Source organism: Burkholderia mycopellens (assembly GCF_964265025.1).
In the GTDB taxonomy this organism is placed as follows: Bacteria; Pseudomonadota; Gammaproteobacteria; order Burkholderiales; family Burkholderiaceae; genus Burkholderia.
Window position 1 is genome coordinate 3,599,961 of record NZ_OZ183802.1, and the last position, 19,730, is coordinate 3,619,690.

The 19,730-nt window shown below is 63.0% G+C and carries 17 protein-coding genes; 7 read left to right on the forward strand and 10 right to left on the reverse strand.

What is annotated here, in order from left to right; all coding sequences use genetic code 11:
- Position 1: 1 nt before the first annotated feature.
- The 6 genes from ACPTTC_RS16795 to ACPTTC_RS16820 are packed head-to-tail and all read right to left on the reverse strand — an operon-like array spanning position 2 to position 8,412.
- The gene (locus ACPTTC_RS16795; protein ID WP_423393123.1) at positions 2-1,141 is read right to left on the reverse strand and encodes a hypothetical protein; all 1,140 of its coding nucleotides are present in this window, start codon (positions 1,139-1,141) and stop codon (positions 2-4) included.
- An 11-nt stretch (positions 1,142-1,152) separates the two neighbouring features.
- Positions 1,153-1,413, reverse strand: a complete 261-nt coding sequence (locus ACPTTC_RS16800; RefSeq protein ID WP_423393124.1) for a PAAR domain-containing protein — start codon at positions 1,411-1,413, stop codon at positions 1,153-1,155.
- Positions 1,410-2,486, reverse strand: a complete 1,077-nt coding sequence (locus ACPTTC_RS16805) for a DUF6708 domain-containing protein (protein WP_423393125.1) — start codon at positions 2,484-2,486, stop codon at positions 1,410-1,412. The genes ACPTTC_RS16800 and ACPTTC_RS16805 overlap by 4 nt, the downstream gene beginning before the upstream one ends.
- Positions 2,487-2,504: 18 nt before the next feature.
- The gene (locus tag ACPTTC_RS16810; protein ID WP_423393126.1) at positions 2,505-5,141 is read right to left on the reverse strand and encodes a T6SS effector BTH_I2691 family protein; all 2,637 of its coding nucleotides are present in this window, start codon (positions 5,139-5,141) and stop codon (positions 2,505-2,507) included.
- A gap of 45 nt (positions 5,142-5,186) precedes the next feature.
- Complete coding sequence (locus ACPTTC_RS16815; protein WP_423393127.1) at positions 5,187-5,915, reverse strand: DUF4123 domain-containing protein; 729 nt, start codon at positions 5,913-5,915, stop codon at positions 5,187-5,189.
- 25 nt (positions 5,916-5,940) lie between these two features.
- Positions 5,941-8,412, reverse strand: coding sequence for a type VI secretion system Vgr family protein (locus tag ACPTTC_RS16820; protein ID WP_423393128.1), 2,472 nt, complete (start codon positions 8,410-8,412; stop codon positions 5,941-5,943).
- A 924-nt stretch (positions 8,413-9,336) separates the two neighbouring features.
- On the opposite strand from ACPTTC_RS16820, the gene ACPTTC_RS16825 reads away from it, so the two are divergent.
- The 7 genes from ACPTTC_RS16825 to ACPTTC_RS16855 all read left to right on the forward strand — a co-directional run bounded on the left by ACPTTC_RS16825 (position 9,337) and on the right by ACPTTC_RS16855 (position 14,414).
- A complete protein-coding gene (locus ACPTTC_RS16825) occupies positions 9,337-9,528 on the forward strand; it encodes a helix-turn-helix transcriptional regulator (protein ID WP_423393129.1) in 192 nt (63 codons plus the stop codon).
- On the forward strand, positions 9,525-10,049 hold the full coding sequence (locus ACPTTC_RS16830; RefSeq protein WP_423393130.1) for a hypothetical protein: 525 nt from the start codon (positions 9,525-9,527) through the stop codon (positions 10,047-10,049). The genes ACPTTC_RS16825 and ACPTTC_RS16830 overlap by 4 nt, the downstream gene beginning before the upstream one ends.
- Positions 10,050-10,378: 329 nt before the next feature.
- Positions 10,379-10,555, forward strand: a complete 177-nt coding sequence (locus ACPTTC_RS16835; RefSeq protein WP_423393131.1) for a hypothetical protein — start codon at positions 10,379-10,381, stop codon at positions 10,553-10,555.
- Positions 10,548-10,760, forward strand: coding sequence for a hypothetical protein (locus tag ACPTTC_RS16840; RefSeq protein ID WP_423393132.1), 213 nt, complete (start codon positions 10,548-10,550; stop codon positions 10,758-10,760). Before ACPTTC_RS16835 ends, ACPTTC_RS16840 begins: the two co-directional genes overlap by 8 nt.
- Positions 10,753-11,100, forward strand: coding sequence for a hypothetical protein (locus ACPTTC_RS16845; protein ID WP_423393133.1), 348 nt, complete (start codon positions 10,753-10,755; stop codon positions 11,098-11,100). The genes ACPTTC_RS16840 and ACPTTC_RS16845 overlap by 8 nt, the downstream gene beginning before the upstream one ends.
- An 8-nt stretch (positions 11,101-11,108) precedes the next feature.
- Positions 11,109-11,435, forward strand: coding sequence for a hypothetical protein (locus ACPTTC_RS16850; RefSeq protein ID WP_423393134.1), 327 nt, complete (start codon positions 11,109-11,111; stop codon positions 11,433-11,435).
- A 126-nt stretch (positions 11,436-11,561) separates the two neighbouring features.
- On the forward strand, positions 11,562-14,414 hold the full coding sequence (locus ACPTTC_RS16855; protein WP_423393135.1) for a DUF927 domain-containing protein: 2,853 nt from the start codon (positions 11,562-11,564) through the stop codon (positions 14,412-14,414).
- 729 nt (positions 14,415-15,143) lie between these two features.
- Here ACPTTC_RS16855 and ACPTTC_RS16860 read toward each other — a convergent pair.
- From ACPTTC_RS16860 to ACPTTC_RS16875, 4 genes are all read right to left on the reverse strand, one after another.
- On the reverse strand, positions 15,144-16,370 hold the full coding sequence (locus tag ACPTTC_RS16860; protein WP_423393136.1) for a tyrosine-type recombinase/integrase: 1,227 nt from the start codon (positions 16,368-16,370) through the stop codon (positions 15,144-15,146).
- A 146-nt stretch (positions 16,371-16,516) separates the two neighbouring features.
- Positions 16,517-16,993, reverse strand: coding sequence for a D-glycero-beta-D-manno-heptose 1-phosphate adenylyltransferase (rfaE2, locus tag ACPTTC_RS16865; protein WP_423393137.1), 477 nt, complete (start codon positions 16,991-16,993; stop codon positions 16,517-16,519).
- Positions 16,994-17,143: 150 nt separating this feature from the next.
- On the reverse strand, positions 17,144-18,022 hold the full coding sequence (locus ACPTTC_RS16870; protein WP_048023863.1) for a diiron oxygenase: 879 nt from the start codon (positions 18,020-18,022) through the stop codon (positions 17,144-17,146).
- Between the two features lie 465 nt (positions 18,023-18,487).
- The gene (locus tag ACPTTC_RS16875; RefSeq protein ID WP_175970738.1) at positions 18,488-19,714 is read right to left on the reverse strand and encodes a patatin-like phospholipase family protein; all 1,227 of its coding nucleotides are present in this window, start codon (positions 19,712-19,714) and stop codon (positions 18,488-18,490) included.
- Positions 19,715-19,730 lie beyond the last annotated feature (16 nt).

The following is a 19,730-nucleotide window of genomic DNA, read 5'->3' on the forward strand; positions in this document are numbered from 1 at the left end:
GCTACAGCCCCAGTCGGTCGGGGCGCACGAGCGTCGGGCCGACGAAGATAAGTTTGCGTAATGCCGCCTGTGGGCCGTACGGCTGCATCCGGAAGTGCGGCCGCCGCCAGTGACCACTCACTTCGCGCTGTAAGCCGTCCGATGGGACTGATCCGGCCGCCTCGGCGTCGAGAATCGCGGGGCCGACGACGTGTCGGTCGTAGAGTTGTTCGATTTCCGCGAGGCGTTCCGTGCGCTTGCGCTTGCCGAGTCCCGGAAAATGTCGTGACGCATTCGAATAAGCGCGATCGTGCACGACCTGTGGGTCGCGCGCGTTGAGGTACAACAGCATCTTGATCGCATAATCCAAGGCGTTGCGCCAAAACTGCTGAGAATCGGGCAGGTCGGGCAATCCGTCAGCCGGGGGCCGCTGGAACAACTCATCGACTAGTTCACGGATCGTCTTGTCGGGGTCCTCAAGCGGCAGCGTAATCGAATCCATTGCCGCGCCGTCGCTGGGGCCGCCGGGCATTAACCAAGTCGCAAATCCGATCGACCGTTCGTTCTTGAAGATCGCGATCGCCTCGATGTCGCCGGCTTGTTTCCAGCGGGTGGGTTCGGGAATGATGCATAACGTATCGGTCGGCATCTTGAGCATGCCGATCGGCACGTCCTCCGCGATATAGGCAGCGTCGAGCAGGCGATGCAACGGCGGGGTCGGCTCGTAGAAAGCCCCTCGTCGAACCTCGAACGCCAGCCACACGGCGCTGTACTGAGCCACCCCGGCGAGCGCGTCAGCCGAGCGGCCGACAGCACCGTGCGGCAGGAGGTCCCGCGTGAAGCGATCGAAATAGCGCGTCAGTCGCAAGATGCCGTCTGACCGCAACATCTCGGTCAGAGTCGGCGACGCTACGCGATCTGTTGCGGCTCGCAGCGCGTCCCACGCGGCGAGCGCGCCCGTAACCCGGTAGCGAACTGGCCCAGGCAAGCGAGCGAGCTTCGGATCAGTGACGGCGTCGCCCGAGCGCATCAACGCGGTAACGAGCCGCTGACGAATGTCGGCACGCAGCGCTTCACGTTGAGCATCGGATATCAAGACGGTGTTGCGAGGCGACGCACCCGTCAAAGTTACTTTTTCCATCCGACCTACCGAACCGCTCATGCGCGATACCTCTATTCAAGCGACGAAATCAGTCGCGCCCCACACTCCGTCAGGTCGTCATGAAAGGCGACCGGCGTACCGTGGTGATTGCGCGTACTGTTTTGCGGAATGATCCTGAACTGGCCGCCGCACTTCGGACACCATGTCAGGTGATCCTTCAGGGCAACCGGAACGCCCAGCGCCGTCAGATCGTCGCTCGCGGTGATGACTTCGCCACCATGGGTCGTCTTGTCTTGCAGGCGAATCACGCCGCGTCCGTTTTCGTCTTTCATGTTTCGTCTCGCGGCCCAGTAGCAGCCGTGGTGGGGTCCTTGAGCCAGGCGGCCGCGTATTTGAGACCATCCGGCTCCCGCGCCCAGTTTGGGACTCGCGAATGATCGTCGTCCGGATAGTCTCCACGTTGCTGGGCCAGCACTGTCGCAGCCCAACCGACTGGAGTACTTGCGCGCGGTTCGGCATAGAGATCGTCAGGAGCAATCGTAGAGATACGCGCGATCGCATCCGGCCAAATCGGCGCGCGACAGGTCGCATTCGCGATCATCCGCATGGCGGTGAACAACAGAACTATCGGCAACGTCAGTAGACGCATGAACAACGCCACGTTCATACCGAAGTTGTACAACGCAAACAAGAATGATTCGCGCGGCGTTTCATGCTGAGTATGAAACAGCATCGGCTTGGGGAGACCGTGCGGACCATTGTTCATGTACATGCACCAGTAGTTCCACTGCGCCAGCGCCAGCCGGGTTTGTGAACTGGTCCACTCACGACCGATCGAGAATACCTGTGTCACGTTGCCCTGATCGTCAACTGTGTAGTGCCGGATATGAAACACCGTACCGTAAGGTGACACTTCACGATGTAAGCAGAAGATCGCGTCGTCCGACCAAGGCGCTTCCCACACGACATCGCCTTCGCCGCGCTTCGCGAAGAACCGCCGATCGCGAATCGAGTAAAGCAAGCGCGAGGCACGGTGGAAGCGGATCGGCCGGTACAGTAGACCAAAGAACAGACCGCGACCAAGTCGCCAGGCGATCGAGCCGAAAACAAATGAAACAAAGATCGAAAAAATATTTCCGATGACACCACCGGCATCGGGATAACGAATGTTAGTCAACCAATAAACATACGGTCCGATACCCATTGCCATAAAAGCAACCAAAACTGCCAGGATGACCCATTGCTTGTCTAGGAACGCGGGGTCGATCACATCCATGAAGGTTGAGTTAACGCTAAAAATTGTCCCCAGATCCTTGACTTCAGGGCCAACTGGTTGTGTGGTTGACAGACGGTGCGCCCAGTCCCATTCGGGAATCGGCGCACCGATACACTTCTTCATATTCATCAAGCGCTCGTCCATGGCTCACCCCGCCATCGCCGAGTTAAAAGCCTTCAGTTCTTCGTTCATCGACTGATAGCCCGGTGTCTTGCTGAACTTGCATCGTGATACCCAATCGTTAATGGCTGCAGATTTGAAGTACACGATCACAAAGCCAATCGCGATCGCGACCACCAGAACCGGCCAGAGAGGCGGCATCCAAGCGGCGATGAAGGGAACCATCGAGAGCAATGGTGAAATTGCGATATACGCACCAAGAGACCCACTTAATACATATAGCCAGCCCAAGTTTTTTTCATGATTTTGAAAGGCCTCTGGGGCATTCTTAAACAGGTCATAACCTGAGAGAATGACGCCGGCAGCAGCTCCGATCACGCGACCGGCCAGAACACCCGCTTCGGCCGTGTCTCGATTGAACCAAGACCAATGTTTCATGAGGAATGCGGAGAGCGGGTGCTCGGGAGCCTTGGCGACGGTATCGGAGACCGTCTCAACGACGTTACCGATGATCGAAGCGATTGATCCCCAGAGCTTGAGCAAGGTTTCGTTATGGTTGAAGCGATCGCTACCGTCGAAATCCTTGTAAGCGAATCTCAGCGTCGCGAGCTGGAAGATTGCGGTGGCGATGCCTTGATTGAATTCGACAGGAGACGACGACCCAAGCCATTTGCGGGTCATCTCCACGCCCGGAAGCTTGATCGCTTTAACCTCACTGGCGTCCATCTTGCCTGACTTCACCCAAGCATCGGTGTCGATCGCATAGGCAAAAACTGCCTCGTCAGAGGGCGGCGCAGCCTTGAAGACCTCGCGACGGATATTGGCGGCAGCAGCCTGCCGTTCGAGCCGATCGCCATCCATGTTCAAACCCAGTGCGTCGCCCTGCTTGAGCACCCAGTTACGCATCTCGGCTGGCGTTATATGGGCGGCCTTGATCGACACGCCTGCATGCAGCGACAACCGGATCGTCGCGAAGCCAATGGCTGCGCCTTTCCCGCCCTTCACCAGCACATTGACGATCGTGTTTGCCGTGGCCACAACAAGTCGATCGCGTAGATTCGCGGCATTACCCAATTTCTCGATCTGCTTGAAGGCTTCCTTGTAGAGGTTCAGGATGTTCTCGTACTGAATGTCCGAGCCGTGCACCTGCGCATCGGCGGCCTTCATCAAGGTTTCCTGGTTGAACATCAGCGCACGTACGTACAAATTGCGGGCGTCGGAGGCTTGGCCGTTCAACCAGTCATTGAGCACTTTCTGGCACGCTTCCGTACCGGCCGCTGCGCCGATGGACTGCGCGCATGATTCGCTGTACGCGTACCCGCTGCGCAGGTCCTTCGTGTCGTGATTGCCGGCCATCCAGTCGGCAAGCAACTGTGATTTGAGCCAGTCGGCATGCGCCTGCACAAGCGGCGCCCATTTCGGCTTGAACGCGTCGAGCGCATGCGGGTACTCGTTATCGCGGAAGCGTTGCAGCGCTTGGGTATCGATCACGGTCACGGGTTTGCCGTCCGGGCCGATCTGCGGCTTGCCGTCCGGCCCCTTCTTGTAATACGCGTCGTCCCATGCCTCGTTGGCGGATTCGTTCGCCGCCTCCGGCACGTTATGCGCACGCCTGTCGTCTTCGTCTGTTGCCTTCTGCAAGCTCCCGGTCTTGAACCATCCCTTCACAACCCGATACATAAGGGCGGCGTCGACCGATTCGCCAGACATTGGAGTCGGAGGCATCTTGGAGTCATTCGCCATGTTCGCCGCTTCTGACGCAGCGTAACTAACTTTGGTCGCCATTTTTGCATTTGCCCGAATGCCCGCCTCGGCCCGCTCAAGGAGTTGCGCCGAAACGTACTTCCAGTAAAGCCCCGCGTCAAATCCGTTGTTCAGGTTCGGAACCGTGAGTTCGGACAGATCGTTGGTGATCCCGACCGGATCGTTGACGGCGACGACAAAGCCTTTCTTGAGAGGCGATTCAGCCATCACCGCGCCGATGCGCTCGTCGGCATGACGCTGATGCAGCTTGATTTCGTCCTTGGGCGAGCGATTGCTGAAGCCGAACGCCTCTTTCATCGCACGATCGTCCATCGTGAAGTGGGCGATCTTGCTGCGCGTCGCCTGAAACTCGCCTGTGTCGGCCGCGCTGCCGGCAACCATCGCCGGAACGTTGATGCACTGCATATGTTGCTTGCGCCACGCGGCGTCGCCGACCTTGTTGAAGACCACGTCCCGAGTCCAACGCACGTTGGACCAACCGATCCAGAGGTTCGTGGCTTCGTCACTGCCGGGGGTATGTTGGACACCCACGCAGCGACCATAGGACTCGGGGGCCATGTCGCTGGACGGACAAATATTCTGGGTCAGGTTGTCCTCGGCCGCATTACCGGGCGGCGGCACGATGCTGGGTGCGAATTGCCACAGCACGCCGTCATCCAGCACCATGAACGCACGCAGTTTCTTGCGTTTCTCGTCATAGGTGTACAGATAGCCTTGCCGCAGCGACCGCAAGGTGTACTTGGCCGTCGCGACGGCCTGAGGGGCGCGCGCGTCGATCCGGAAATTACCAGACAGCGCAGGCGCTTTGGCCGCACCGCGTGGACACGCAATTGCGTAGCGGACGGGGTAGATCAACAGTGAGTCGCGATCGCAGATCGGACAGCCTGGGATGGTCGCCATAGTGTGATCCTTGAGCCTCGGAATATTCGTATTGGGATGCCGGTGTTATTCGGCTAACAAATCTTGCTGTACGTGCTGTACCGTGTGCTCCACCAGCGCATCGGTGCTTGGGACATCTTGATCGGCAAAAGCATGCAACGCCTGATCGATCGCGGCCGGCAGCCGTGCGGCCTGATCAAGCGTTAGCGCGGGCAGTCGCTGACGCACCTGCTCGGCAACTTCGCTGCGATCGAGGCGCGGCCATTGGTCCGGGCGAGGCCAGCCGGTCGGTTGGCCCTCCGGTTCGGCCTTCGCCCCTGGCGCGTCGACCGACCAACGATGGCCCGCCCATGCAAACTGCCAAGCGTCGATCGGCCCGAGCAAGGCGCGTCGCTGGTCCGGTTCGAGAACCGCGAGCGTCAGACTGAGAACGCGCGGATCGTAATACCGCCAGAACACGGATTGGCCGTGCGCACCGGGGCCGACCAAATAACGGGCGATATGTTCGACCAGCGTGTCGGCGCTGGACTGGGTATCGAGCCACGCGCACACAACAGGCGGCCGCTCGGTCTCGACCTCTTCCCGCCAACGCTCTAGGGCGATATGCCGATCCTGCGGATCGAGCGCCCCGAGATCGATCAGGCGAGGCATCAACTCTTCGCGATGCGCCAGCACGCGCGGCGTACAAGGGCGCATATCGATCGCCGCGAGGTCCGGTGTGTGGACGAGCATCGTAGGTTCAACCAGCAGAAAACCCCGCGTGAGCGGCGTTGCTGATTCGTCGACGGACAGCATGGGAGTGGTAGCGGCGTTCATCGGGTTAGGAAAGAGCAACCGACGCCTGACCGCTTTGCGCGGCGTCCTGCGCAACCGGTGCGCAGAGATCGGAGCCGGGGAACTTGGCCGGCACGCTCTGTGGGCCAACTGTATCGTGACTACCGGCGTGAATCTTGTTTTCGCCGGGTGTGTAGCCGATGATGCCGGCCTGGCTGACTTCGAGCTTGCTATTGCCTGCGGTCAGGCGAATGCCCTGCTTGGCGGTGATGTTGATCCAGTCCGTCGTGCTGATGATCGACAGGACCTTCTTCGCCAGTAGCTCCAGCTCGTCGTTTTCCGCGTGCACCTGCACCTTGCCGCTCGCGGCGATCAGCTTCATCCCCATCTTGTGCACGAACAGCGAGAACCTGTCGGAGACGCTGGCAAATAACGACTTGCCCGTCGCAATCGACACGCTTTCGCCAGCCGTGACGGCCACGTGCTGCCCGCCAGTCACATGCGCCGTCGCGGGCGTCGTAACGGCGATACCGGCCGCGCCGGCCAGCAGCAGGTGCGCTTCGTTGAGCTCCGGGAAATCGCCCTTGTCGCTACCGCCCGTCGCCCCCGCGCCCTGAATACCATCCACCTGTGACTTCAGCGCGTCGGCGATCGGCGTCTGGCCCGCGCCGCTGTCCTGCGCCTGATAGTGCTGCGCGAGCTTGGCCGACTGCGCATGTAACGTTTGCGCTTTGGTCAGCCGCGATGCCGGTTCGCTTACGTCGGAGAGATGCCCCTTGGCCGCCGGACGCACCTCAGTACTGATCACCATACCCTTGCCGGTGCGGATCGCGCCAATCTCATCGGTACGCAGCTCGAAGCCCTCGCCACGGGCGTCCTTGCGCCCCTGCCAGTCCTCGATGCGGGTAATCTTGCCGAGCGACAGTTGGCTGGCCGCATGGTCGGACCGGAGTTGCGTCTGAATAGCGTTCGCCGTGTCGTCGAAAATAAGCTGATTGCTGCGGCCGGCCGACGCGTTGCCGTCCGCGCCGGTCAGTTCCCGGCTGCGAATCCCCATCAGCGGATTCTCGTCCGGCAACTTCCACGACGGCACGTTGCGCGCGTTCATCACGCGGCCCGTGATGATCGGATGGTCCGGATTACCGTCGAGCCATTGGACGATGACTTCGGAACCGATGCGGGGCAGCGCCGCCATCCCCTGGCCGCCTCCTGCCCAGCCACTCGCGACCCGGACCCACGTCGAGTACTTGCCGTCGCGATCCCAGTGGAATTGAACCAGGACGCGACCGTGCTCGTCGGTGTGAATGCTCGTGCCGGATTGACCGACGACGGTCGCTGTCTGCGGTGCGAGAATCTTCGTGTCGACGCTGTTGAAGCCGCGCCCTGGCCGCCACGGCGTTGCCCTGGGAACGCACGTGAACTCGTTGCGGTATTCCGCCACCACACCCGTGTCCTGAAGATAGTTGTTGGTCGCTACGTGCCGGACTGCGATGATCAGGTACTCGTCGTCGCTCGGATCGCGACTCAGTGCCGAGCCATAACGATCCGTCAATTGGAACCAGCGGCCCGGCTGCACGAAACGATTGTTGCCCTTCGCATCGAAGCGCTTGATCGTCGCTTCGATTTCCTCCATGCGGCGATTGACGATCTGATACCCGTGCTCCATGTTCCGATAACCGTACGCGCCGGCGTACTCGTTCCATTCGAGTTGCGGCAGCGTGGCTTCGGGGCTCGACAGGCTCGTTTGAACGTGGGTCGGCGTCGGGGTCTTGAAGTCGAAACGGGACAGTTCCGCGTGCGTCGACGTGGTCTGCTGGAACGGGGACCAGCTCAGAATGCTGTCCGATTCCTCCGCCCCCATGCCATTGTGAAAACGGATTTCGTGAGCCTTGCCGTCGATCGCGGGCGCAGGACGCGTCGGATCGGAGACGGTCAACTTGTGCGACGTGGCCGTGTGTTCGTACCAGTACAGATAGCCCGCGTGCTCCCAGCGCCGATGCACGTAATTGTGGTCGTCTTCATCGAACTGACAGGCCATCGTCATGCGGGGATCGTCCTCGCCGACCTGCCACGCCCAGTCGGACAACACGCCGTAATCCTGGAAGACCGTCGCGGTCTGATCGTGCAGGTTTTGATCGAGGAACAGGCGATTGTGCTGGCTGTACTTCAGGTAGCGTAACCACGGGCCGACGTGCGCCTCATAGAACACCCAGCCGCCGTCTGTGCGAACGTGCCGGAACGCGAAGATATAGCCGTTGAAATATCGGCTGCTCCCGTCGCCGCGCGTCAAGCTGATCGTGACGCGCTTGCCGATGAAATCCTTCGGTGCGAGATGATCGTTGTCCGACAAGATTTCGATCTTGTACGCGAAATCCTTCGATACCGCCTCAACTGCCTCGAATGCATTCGGTAGCAGGATTTTGTAAGGTGCGTTATCGTCCGGAAAGCTGATTTGCACTTGCCGGTTGTGCTGCGGCCCCAGCGCAAGGTCTCTCAGGGCTTGTGCCGTGTTCTGCATTGTTCTTATCCCTTGATCCGGGCGCACGATGCCGCTGGGCCGCCCGTGCGCCCTAGAATCTGTCGCAGAAACGTGGGGCTGATTAGCGCTCGGGCCTACCCCAATGTACCGCGATAAGCTCTGACGTATACCACAAAGCCCTCGGAAGGCCCACGGGCAGAATTGTCAGGGATGGTGAGAACGACACCCAGCCGCGTGGAGTGAGAACGGTCCTAATATCAAGCCGAGACGAATGCTGCATTGCATGTCGAAACTGACAGGCGACCACCCAGCATTGTTGCCAAAAGTGAAATTAGAAATGTTTCGCCATGAAAGGCATCCAAACAGGTGCTTTCCCCTGATTCGGGCGATCAATTGGAAAATACTTCTCGTAAATTCGCATTCCGACCGGCATCAATCGATTGCGTGCGCCTCTGCGGCGAACGCTGCGCGGAACGTCACGGCACCAAACGGCACGACGAGGGCTACAAAGCGGCGTCATGGCGACGTCATCCGCACCGAAACAGTGCTTTTAGGGGCGCACCCCTTTCGATATAATTACGCCCTTGTCGGCACTCGGACGAACGCCTGCGGCCCTTATGGGCTATACGTTTGGAAGGGGAAAGCGCGGGAAAGCTTGGTTCAAGCAGACTGCGCCAAGCCGACAGAAGAGGTGCCGGGAGCGTGCTACCAACACAACCCCCGGCGATTTTTTTGGCTTGGGAGCCTGTTCCGTGGAGGGAACACCACAGCTATCACATCTTTGTGGAAGATAGTGAAGCACTGTAGTCGATGCGAACAATAAGGGGGGTGGCGCGCCGCGTCAAGCCCCTCCACACGCCCTGTGTGGAATTTTCATCGCCTGCGTTTTTTCGATAGTGCTGTGATTTTATACAGCCCTATCACCGCTCCCTCCCTCGGAACAGGCCGTTTTCTAGGTAGAAAATGGCTTTAAAACTGCTTCGTCTTATTGGCGTGCTCGATCACGTCGGCGTCAAGAAAACCACACTGTATCGCTGGATTCGCGAGGGCAAATTTCCAGCGCCGGTCCAGTTGGGGACAAGGAGCGTCGGCTGGCGCGCGAACGACATCCAGCAATGGATTGAATCCCGTCAGTCGACGCGGGGGCAGGTATGAGCGCGCACGCCCCGCTGATCAGTCGCGGCGGCCCGTATGGTCGCGCGATGGGCGCAGCCGTCACGGCCCGCGACGCCGCATTCGTGCGTTGCCGCGACGCCCGACTCCGCAAGCTCGCCGGAATCCTCGATGACATCGAGGGATGCTTCTGGAATCGTGGCGACGATGCCGGCAAGCTCGTGGCGATCGCCGTCACGCTCGCCTCGACGCTGGCGCTTGAAGCCCCGCGCCTGACGACAAAGCAACTTGGCTACGCCTGCGAGAAATTCGTCCAGGCGATCGGCGCTGCCGAACAGGATGCCGCCGGCTACCGTCGCCGGCAATATCGACACCTGCTGAAAGCCTATCGCGCGCTTTACCACGACATCGATGCGCAATGCACTGACGTGACGCGGCGCTTGGAAGTCAGCGCCCTGCTGCGAGGCGTCGCGCTCGGCCAATCACTGACGCAGCACAGCGAGCAACTAGATATCGAACGGCTCAAGCTGGCGACCGCCGTACTCAAGGGGGAGGCCGCCTGATGCTCACCCAAAGTCACTTTGCGCTTGGCAATGCGCGGCGAGGGGCATTGCGATTTGCGTCGTCTGGCACCGCGCGGTATCCTGTGGGTGTCGCTGAAACAGCAGCGTCCGGGCGTGGAACCCCGATCAATCGAAGCGCACAGCCGCGCACAGCGGCTTTTTTGTGCGTACCGCCTTTGCGCGCCTTTTTCTATGGGCGGGCCTTGGTAGGGACGGCTTCGGCCGTGCCGGTTCCTTCGGTTGCCGGTGTTCCAACCCTGCCAATGTGCCCGCCCACCCCCGTTTGGAACCGGGATGCGGGCCTCAACGTCAACCGAAGAGGTCGCACCATGCGCCAGTCTGCGCACGCCCATACCGGGCTTCAACCCCAAGTCATCCAGTCGATTATCCGTCGCGCCTTGCGTGACGCGGCAACCGCCGACACGTATCAGTCCGCACTCGATGCGACCGGCGCAGCGCTGGCCGCCATCGCGGCGCTCGTCCGTGCGGAGGTGCGGCATGGCTAATCAAGGTCTGCTGCAAGAAGCGTCCATGATCGCCCTGTGTGCGGCCGATCAATTCGCCAATCTCGAAGCCTTGTTTGACGCCGTTCGTCAGCATCTTGACGAGTTCACCTACGAGCGTTCGCTAGTCGAGATGGGCCGTGACGTGGCGAGCCAGTACTCGGCCAGCATGCGCCGCCTGTCGAAGCCGGAGGTGAGCCATGTCTGAGCAACGCATCCGTACCGCCGTTGTCGACGGATTCGACAACGCCCCGCCGCTCGATACGGGCGCGCCGATCGAGCTGCAATTCGCCGTCGACCTGGGTGCGATCTGCGCCGACGCATGGCTCGACCTGAAGGGTAACGTGCGCCTGCACGACTATGCCGCGCATCAGGCCGCCGCGTTCACGCGCGGGCTGGAAACGGCCATGCAGGAAGCCGGCGAGGTCGACACGCACCGCGTCGCGGTCAGCCGGCAAGCATTCGCGGCCGGCCTGATGGGCCGCGTGCAGCAGCACCTGTTCGCGGCGCTCGGCCTGGTCACGCGCGAACCGCGCACGACGCACTGAGGGGAATCATGGCAAAGACGAACACGAAAACCATGCAACCGCTCGCGTCGCACTTCGTGGCCGAGGTGAACCGGCCGGACGGCAACCGCATCGGCACGCGCATCAGCGATGCAATGGAGCTGCTGGACAGCCTGCAATGGGCGGCGCACAAGGCCATGTCCGATGACGACTACTGGCTGGTGCTGAGCCTGTTCCGCGCGTCCCTGCCGTCGATCGGCGCGGCGCTGGAGGCGGCGAACGACGCACTCGGCGAGTCGCGGCTCGGCCGCTACGTCTACAGCAATGACGTCACGGCCGGCGGGGCCGTTCTGTCGGTGCCGCGCGCGGCCGGCTGACGCTCGCCGCTAGGCACCCTCGCATCATTCAATTCTTCGCGCGTCGGGTAACTGCTTGTCCGATATGGACTACTAATCGGAAGCCGACCGACGCGCGTCTAGTGGGAACCTATGAGTAACGCACCCATGTCCGAATTCGAGCGGGCGAGAGTCGCGCTCGGCTATGTCCCGCCCGACGACCGCGACACGTGGAGTCAGGTGGGGATGGCGCTTAAGGCCGAGTTTGGCGAGGAGGGCTTCGCCCTCTGGAACGAATGGAGCCAAGGCGCGCAAAATTACAACGGCAAGGACGCGCGCGATGTGTGGAAGTCGTTCAAGGGCGGCAAGATCACCATCAACACGCTGTTCCACCTTGCCAAACACGGCGGCTTCGATCCGCGTGCGCATCGAGCGAAGCCGGTCGATCCAGCGGAGCGCGAGCGGCAGAAAGCCGAGCGCGCGGCCCGCGAAGCGGCCGAGCTGGCGGAGCTGACCGAGAAACAGCAAGCCGCGTCGACGCTCGCCGAATCGATCTGGTCGGCGGCCGAGCCTGCGCCGGCCGATCATCCCTACCTTGCACGCAAGCGCATCCCGGTCGACGCGCTACGCGTCTATCGCGGCGGCTTGTGCATCGGCACGGCCGCATGCGACGGCGCACTCGTCATCCCTGCCCGTGACGCGGACGGCAAGCTGTGGACGCTGGAGTTCGTCCTGACAGACGGCCAGAAACGCTATCTGCCGAACGGCCGCAAGGCGGGCTGCTTCTCGTTGATCGGCGAGCCGGTATCGTCCACGCTGCTGATTGGCGAGGGTTACGCCACATGCGCGACGCTCGCGGCCGCGACCGGCTATCCAGCCGCCGTCGCGTTCGACGCCGGCAACCTGCACGCGGTGGCGACGGCACTGCGCGGCCAGTATCCGGACGCCCGCATCGTCGTATGTGCGGATGACGACCACACGACGAAGGGCAATCCGGGCGTGACGAAGGCGCGCGCAGCGGCCGAGGCCGTCGCCGGCATCGTGGCCGTGCCCGACTTCGGCCCAGATCGCCCGGCGGCCGGGACCGACTTCAACGATCTGGCGGCGCACGTTGGCCCCGATGCGGTGGCCGCCGCCGTGCGCGCTGCGCTCGCACCGGCCGGCTCGGCAGATGCCGGCAAGGGCAAGGCTGCGCCGCCCGCCGCGAAGCCCGCCAAGCGCCCGAAAACGGCCCGCGCGCAGGACGGCAAGTCGCGGTTCGTCGTCGACGACAAGGGTGTGTGGTTTCACGGCTTCAACAATCAGGGCGACCCACTGCCGCCGCATTGGGTCAGCACGCGTATCGACGTGATCGCGGAGACGCGAAACGAGATGAACAGCGAGTGGGGCTACCTGCTCGAATTCACCGATCGCGACGGCATCCTGAAACGGTGGGCGGTGCCGGCGGGCCTCTTTGCCGGCGACGGTACGGAGCTGCGCCGCATGCTGCTCGATATGGGCGTGAAGCTCGGCGTGACGCAGATCGCCCGTACGCAGATCGCGAACTATGTGCAGATGGCGCAGCCGGACGAGCGCGTGCGCTGCGTGCCGCGCGTCGGCTGGCATCACGGCGCGTTCGTGCTGCCCGATCGCGTGATCGGGACGGGCAAGGAGGCGCTGATCTATCAGGCAGACACGCCGATCCAAAGCCAATTCAAGGAGCGCGGCACGCTGGACGACTGGCAGCGCGAGGTCGCAGCCTACTGCGTCGGCAATAGCCGGCTGCTATTCTGCGTCGCTACCGCCTTCGCTGGTCCGCTGCTGCACTTCTCCGGGCTCCAGTCGGGCGGCTTTCACCTGCTCGGCACGACGTCCAAGGGTAAGTCGACGGGCGGCGTCATCGCCGCATCCGTGTTCGGCTCGCCGGACTACGTGCGGAGCTGGAAGGCGACCGACAACGCGCTCGAAGCCGTGGCCACGCAGCATAGCGACGCGCTGCTGATCCTCGATGAAATCGGGCAGGTCGAGCCGCGCTTGGTCGGCGATGTGATCTACATGCTTGCGAACGAGTCGGGCAAGGCCCGTGCGTCGCGTAGCGGCTCGGCCAAGCCCGTGCTCACGTGGCGGCTGCTGTTCCTGTCGAACGGCGAAAAGAGCGTGTCCGCGCTGATGGCCGAAGGCAACAAGCCGATGAAAGGCGGTATCGAGGTGCGCTTGCCGGCGATCCCGGCCGAGGTCGGCGAAATGGGCGTCGTGGAGAAGCTGCACGGCTTCCCGACGCCGGCCGCGCTGATCGAGCATCTAGAGCGGCACGCCGGCATGCACTACGGCACGGCCGGCCCCGCGTTCATCGAGTGGGCGTCGTCGCAGGCCGGCGAGCTGGCCGAGCATCTGCGTGTGCGCGTCGACGAGCTGGTCGGGCAATGGGTGCCGGACGGCTCGCATTCGCAGGTCGCACGCGTCGCCAAGCGGTTCTGCCTCGTTGCGGTAGCCGGCGAGCTGGCGACGGCGCACGGGCTGACGGGCTGGCCACCGGGCGAATCGGTCGCAGCCGCAAAAAGCTGTTTCGATGGCTGGCTCGACCTACGCGGCGGAACCGGCAATTCGGACGAGGCGGAAGCCGTGCGGCAGGTGCGGTATTTCCTGGCCGCGCACGGCGACAACCGTTTCGTGTGGATGCACCGGTCGAAGGATGACCACCGGCCGAACGTGCCGCATCGAGCGGGCTGGAAGCGGCTCCTGAAGCGCAGCCAGCGCGACGCGGCCATCGCATCGGATCAGGATTACTACACGGAGTTCGGCGACAAGATGAGCGCCGACGACGCGGAGAACGTCGAGACCGAATATCTGATCGAGTCGAGCGTGTTCCGCGAGGAAGTGTGTGCCGGGTTCGATTACAAGATGGTGGCCGAAGCGTTGAAGAAGCGGGGCGTGCTCAGGCCCCGCACGGACGGCTATCCGTATCGCAAGGAGGATATCCCCGGACACGGCCCGGCGATGGTCTATCGCGTGTTGCCGTCGATCTTCGCGCTCGATTTGTAAGATGCGCCGCCGCCGTGGAGGGGCGGTGGCGGGCATTCCTTTGCGCGGCAATTCCCGTCCGGTGCCAAAGTGACTTTGGGTGAGATACGTTCCAGATGGAACTGGGCGGGCGGCTTCCGCGATTCTTTCCGCATTTGCAACAATAGACGAAAATTTCCCTCCAAAACCTCCAGCACCCTCCAACGCGTTTGGAGGAACGCAAAGCCTTAGCCCACAAGGCTTTGGGGTCGACTCAGACCATTTCCTCCAAACCTCCAACTCGTTTTGCACTGAGCGGATTCGTGCAGCGCGTTCGAGTCGAACCAGAATCCATACAGGACAAGGATTTCAGGGGACTTCACGCCCCAGAACGCGTGATTTCTAGGGCGGTGTACGTGAAACGCACCCGATCGACATTGTTACGCCCACCGAAAGAGTCGATAGTCGACCGGACAAGCAAGGGACCCTGTACATAAGCCAACATGCGGGGGCTCACACCCGCGTTTTCTCTCTAGCCGCGACACCCCAAGGGGGGTCATATTCATACCGAAATGCAGGTTGTCGACAGTGTTGCGCCAATTCTGAAAATTCGGTGGGAGGTGTGCAGCAAGGGGGTCATATTTACGGCTCGGCGGCGGCCCATAGGCAAGGCGGGTCCTCCCTGGCGCGTTGCCCGTGCGGGTGATTCGAGCCGCGTCGCACGCGCGGCTCGTTGCGTTTTGCAGGGTGGTCAGTGCGGTGGTCGGGTGGTCAGGCAGCGGCCTTGGTCATCGCGGCCTTTACTTCCTGCTCGATGTAGTCGGCCCACGCCTGCATCAGCGCACGGCGCTTCTCGAACAGATCGCCACGTCGGTAGGCCGCTTCCGTCTTGTCGCGGATCGCGTGAGCGAGCGCCATCTCGACCACCTCGTTCGGAAACGGCGAACACTCGGCCGCCCAGTCGCGAAAGGTCGAGCGGAAGCCGTGGACCGTCAGGTCAGCACGCCCCATTGCCTCCAACAGCACGCGCATCGCACTGTGCGCGAGCGGACGCCCCGCCTTCGTGCCCTCGAATACAGGTCCCCCCCCTGTTTGCGGCAGACTGTTCAGCAAGGCGAGAGCGGACGACGACAACGGCACGCGGTGGGAACGCTTGGCCTTCATTCGCGCCGGTGGAATTTCCCAGGCCGTCCCTTGCAGATCCACCTCGCTCGAAGCCGCCCCCATGGATTCGTTTGAACGCACCGCCGTCAGAATCGTATATTCAAGCAGCCGGGCGGCCGTGCCCGACACTGCGCGCAGTTCGACCATAAACGCGCCGATGTCGGCGTACGGCAATGCCGCATAGTGCTGCACCTGCTTGACCTTGCGCGGGGACGCAAGAAGCTGTTCAAGGTGCCCCGTCCATCGCGCCGGATTCTCGCCACTGCGCAACCCGCGAACCTTCGCCCAGTCCAGAATGGTCTCGATACGCGCGCGCAAACGAGACGCCGTCTCGTTCTTGGTCAACCAGAGTGGCTCTAGCACCCGCATCACCAAGTCCGTCGTGACGTCAGCGGGGCGCAACGCACCGATAACCGGATAGGCATAGGCGGCCAGCGAGCGAACCCAAAGCTGCCGATACTTCTCGCTACTCCATTCGGCACTGCGCGCCTCAACGTAGGCCAGCGCGCATTGCTTGAACGTTAGTGCTGAAACAACCTTGGCCTTCCGCTCGGCCTTCTCCTGCTTACGCAAGATCGCCGGATCGTCGCCTCGCCACACAACCTCGCGGTGCGTATTGCGAGCGGACCGCGCTGCCTCAAGCGTCACGCGGGGATACGGGCCGATCTGGATCAAGCCCTCTCGGCCGTCAGGTTTCGAGTAACGGTACTGCCAATACTTATGGCCGGTCGGCCGGACGAGAAGCGCGAGGCCGCCGCCGTCGCTGAGTCGATAGACGCGCTCGCGCGGCTTGGCCGTGCGGCACTGAACATCACGAAGAAGGCATTCCGCCATGTCTAAACAGCCCCAAAATCTACCCGAAAAAGTACCCGGAAAAATTGCGGATTGTACGACACTTCACGGAACTATACGGCACCACCAATCGCCAGAAACCGCTTTAAATAAGGGCCGAGCGGGACGCCTTCGAATCTTGCAGCATCTTAACCGCGCACCTTCTTCAGCAACGCGGTGGTCGAGCGATCGTGCTCGAACGGAATCGCCAGCGCGCGGCCGCCCCAGCCGCGCACCAGCGCCGATTCCGGCAACGCATCCATGTCGTAGTCGCCCCCCTTCACGAGAATGTCCGGCCGGACGGCCTCGATCAGCGACACCGGCGTCTTTTCCTCGAACGTCACGACCCAGTCGACGCTTTCCAGCGCCGCGAGCAGCGCCGCGCGGTCTTCCTCGCGATTGATCGGCCGGTCGTCGCCCTTGCCGAGCATGCGTACCGACGCGTCGCTGTTCACACCGACGATCAGGCATGCGCCGAGCGCTTTGGCGTCGGCAAGATACGTGACGTGGCCGCGATGCAGGATGTCGAATACGCCGTTGGTGAACACGACGGGTGACGGCAGTGACGCACGCAGGGCGACGAGGGCATCACGGGTGATCAGCTTGCGTTCGAAGGTGGCGGACATGATGGAGGCTGGACGGAATGAACAACGGCGCGCGCGGCGGCGCCAGATAAAAAGCCCGCCGGATTGACCGGGCGGGCTTCATGCAACGGATACGACATCGCGCAGCACGGCCGGCGCGATTCACGCCGGCTGCCGCGGCGCCAACCGGCCTCAGGCCGGCTGCGCGGCCGACGACGGGCCGCTTTCGGCCTGCAGGCGGCTGGTCACTTCCTTGCGATAGCGGTTCAGTTCCTGCGCGGTCGCGAACGTGCGCTCGAACAGGATCGACAGGTTGTGCAGGATCCGCTCGACGACCTTCTTTTCCCACTCGCCGTCGAACCGGATCTGCTCGTCGAGCCAGCGCTCGAGCCATTCCGGATCGGGCAGGCGCGACTGCACGGTGTCGCGCGGAAACAGCGCCTGGTTCACGTGCAGGTTGGTCGGGTGCAGCGGCTTCTCGGTGCGGCGCGCCGACGCCATCAGCACGCCGATCTTCGCGAACGCGGCACGCGCAACGTCGCCGCAGTTGTTCAGCGCCTTCTTCATGTAGCGCAGGTACGCGCCGCCATGGCGCGCTTCATCGCGCGAGATCGTTTCGTAGATCTGCTTGATGACCGGCTCGGTATGCCAGTCGGCCGCGCAGCGGTACCAGTGGTTCAGACGGATCTCGCCGCAGAAGTGCAGCATCAGCGTCTCGAGCGGCGGCGCCGGATCGAATTCGAAGCGCACCGCGTGCAGTTCCTCTTCGGTCGGCACCATCTCCGGCCGGAAGCGGCGCAGGTATTCCATCAGCACGAGCGAATGCTTCTGCTCCTCGAAGAACCACACGCTCATGAACGCGGAAAAGTCGCTGTCGTGCTGGTTGTCGCGCAGGAACATTTCCGTCGCGGGCAGCGCCGACCATTCGGTGATCGCGTTCATCTTGATCGTCTTCGCCTGCTCGTCGGTGAGCAGCGAAGCGTCGAACTTGTCCCACGGAATGTCCTTCTCCATGTCCCAGCGGACAGCTTCGAGCGATCGGTAAAGTTCCGGATAAAGCATGGTGTTCATGATGGTCCCACCCCTGTTCTGCGCAATGCGACTTCTCTAAACGTGACTGTTGCCGCAGCGGCGCGCCGAGCGCGCTTTTTGCGGCCAAGACTGTAATTTTACGCGTGAAACCGACCGGCCGGACGCCGATTGCTCGTCCGGCAGCCGGGCGGCCGCGCCGCCGTTGCGGCATGCCGCAGCCACGCTCCGCGCGAACGGAACCGGCTGCGCACTTGCCTGAGTGGGGGCCGGCGCTGGCCGGCTCGTGACGCGCCCGTCCCCTGCCCCAGGCGGGTGCCCCGAAGGGTTCCCCGTGCGGATGCCGGATCGGCGGGCTGTTCGATATGGTGTATACGGCGGCGGCCATGATAGCACGCGTCCATGACGGTTCCGAGACGCCTGGCCGGTCGCGCTCCGCCACTCGCGGTGCGGCGATCGGTCGCGGCTGGCCGTCGCGAAAACGCAACCACGCACCATTTCGGCGCATCAGACCCGTATTTCGCCGGTCGCGAGGCCGTCTTCCGGCGGTATGCCGGCGGCCGGCACGCTGCCGCCGTCCGCCCGCGCGATCCAGCCGGCCAACGTGTCGCGCTGCGCGCGCCCGTCACGGTAGCCGAGCTCGATCAGTTCGCGCGTGAACGCCTCCTCGAACAGCAGGTAGCTCGCGAACGACGCGCCGGCCGGCTGGCTGCCGCCGATTGCGCCCAGCAGCCCGCGCATCGTCGCCGGCATCTGCTTCAGGTGCTTCGCGGCGATCAGCTCGATGCGCTCGGACGGCGCGATCGCGAGCACATCGACGTGCCGCCAGCCGCTGCCCACCTCGACCTGGTGCGGCAGGTGCTCGATCATCCGGTTGATGTGCTCGATGCGCTCGATGTCCGAGCCGATCGAGTCGAGGAACACGCTCGCGAGCACCTGCTGGCCGATCTGCGCGAGCGTCGGGTAACCGCGTACCAGCCCGGCGCCGTTCGCGGCCGGAATCTCGGGCCGCGGGTCGGCCGCACCGACCACGACGATCCGGTCCGCGCCGAAATGGATCGCCGGCGACAGCGGCGCGATCTGCCGGATCGACCCGTCGCCGAAGTATTCGATCTGCCCGTCGAGCACGAGCGGCACGGCCGGGAACACGAATGGAATCGCCGACGACGCGAGCAGGTGCGACGCCGACAGGTCGACGAGCCGTGCGGTGCGTTGCGCGCGGCGCCACGCCTGGATCGGCTCGGCCGCCTGGTAGAACGTGAGGTGGCGCCCGCTCGAATAGCTGAGCGCCGTCACCGCGAGCGCGTGCAGCAGGCGCGCTTCGAGCATCTGCTCGATTCGGTGGAAACTCAGCTCGCGCTGCAGCAGGTGCGCGAGCGGCGCGTTGTCGAGCAACCCGCGCGGCGAACGGCGGGCCGCCCAGCCGAAGGTCATCGTCGCGAGCCAGCGCGCGCCGGCGGCCGCGATGCCGAGCCAGTCGGTGCGATACACGTAGTCGGCGCGCAACGGCTCCCAGAATTCGAGCAGGCGCCGCACGCCGTGGGAAAAGTCGTCTGCGTGGCTCGCGATCGACGTCGCGTTGATCGCGCCGGCCGACGAGCCGCACACGACCGCGAACGGCAGCGTCTGCCGCTGCGGATCGGCTTCGCGCGCGATCTCGGCCAGCGCCTTCAGCACGCCGACCTGATAGGCGGCACGTGCGCCGCCTCCCATCAGAACGAGCGCGAGCCGCATGGTCGACCTGCCTGCT

Bases quoted from the DNA above. Each gene is read 5' to 3' on its own strand.
- ACPTTC_RS16810 (WP_423393126.1), bottom strand. From the start codon at position 5,141: ATGGCGACCATCCCAGGCTGTCCGATCTGCGATCGCGACTCACTGTTG.
- ACPTTC_RS16840 (WP_423393132.1), top strand. From the start codon at position 10,548: ATGGCTAATCAAGGTCTGCTGCAAGAAGCGTCCATGATCGCCCTGTGT.
- ACPTTC_RS16855 (WP_423393135.1), top strand. From the start codon at position 11,562: ATGTCCGAATTCGAGCGGGCGAGAGTCGCGCTCGGCTATGTCCCGCCC.
- ACPTTC_RS16820 (WP_423393128.1), bottom strand. From the start codon at position 8,412: ATGCAGAACACGGCACAAGCCCTGAGAGACCTTGCGCTGGGGCCGCAG.
- ACPTTC_RS16815 (WP_423393127.1), bottom strand. From the start codon at position 5,915: ATGCTGTCCGTCGACGAATCAGCAACGCCGCTCACGCGGGGTTTTCTG.
- ACPTTC_RS16860 (WP_423393136.1), bottom strand. From the start codon at position 16,370: ATGGCGGAATGCCTTCTTCGTGATGTTCAGTGCCGCACGGCCAAGCCG.
- ACPTTC_RS16845 (WP_423393133.1), top strand. From the start codon at position 10,753: ATGTCTGAGCAACGCATCCGTACCGCCGTTGTCGACGGATTCGACAAC.
- ACPTTC_RS16825 (WP_423393129.1), top strand. From the start codon at position 9,337: ATGGCTTTAAAACTGCTTCGTCTTATTGGCGTGCTCGATCACGTCGGC.
- ACPTTC_RS16800 (WP_423393124.1), bottom strand. From the start codon at position 1,413: ATGAAAGACGAAAACGGACGCGGCGTGATTCGCCTGCAAGACAAGACG.
- rfaE2 (WP_423393137.1), bottom strand. From the start codon at position 16,993: ATGTCCGCCACCTTCGAACGCAAGCTGATCACCCGTGATGCCCTCGTC.
- ACPTTC_RS16795 (WP_423393123.1), bottom strand. From the start codon at position 1,141: ATGAGCGGTTCGGTAGGTCGGATGGAAAAAGTAACTTTGACGGGTGCG.
- ACPTTC_RS16870 (WP_048023863.1), bottom strand. From the start codon at position 18,022: ATGAACACCATGCTTTATCCGGAACTTTACCGATCGCTCGAAGCTGTC.
- ACPTTC_RS16850 (WP_423393134.1), top strand. From the start codon at position 11,109: ATGGCAAAGACGAACACGAAAACCATGCAACCGCTCGCGTCGCACTTC.
- ACPTTC_RS16830 (WP_423393130.1), top strand. From the start codon at position 9,525: ATGAGCGCGCACGCCCCGCTGATCAGTCGCGGCGGCCCGTATGGTCGC.
- ACPTTC_RS16805 (WP_423393125.1), bottom strand. From the start codon at position 2,486: ATGAATATGAAGAAGTGTATCGGTGCGCCGATTCCCGAATGGGACTGG.
- ACPTTC_RS16835 (WP_423393131.1), top strand. From the start codon at position 10,379: ATGCGCCAGTCTGCGCACGCCCATACCGGGCTTCAACCCCAAGTCATC.
- ACPTTC_RS16875 (WP_175970738.1), bottom strand. From the start codon at position 19,714: ATGCGGCTCGCGCTCGTTCTGATGGGAGGCGGCGCACGTGCCGCCTAT.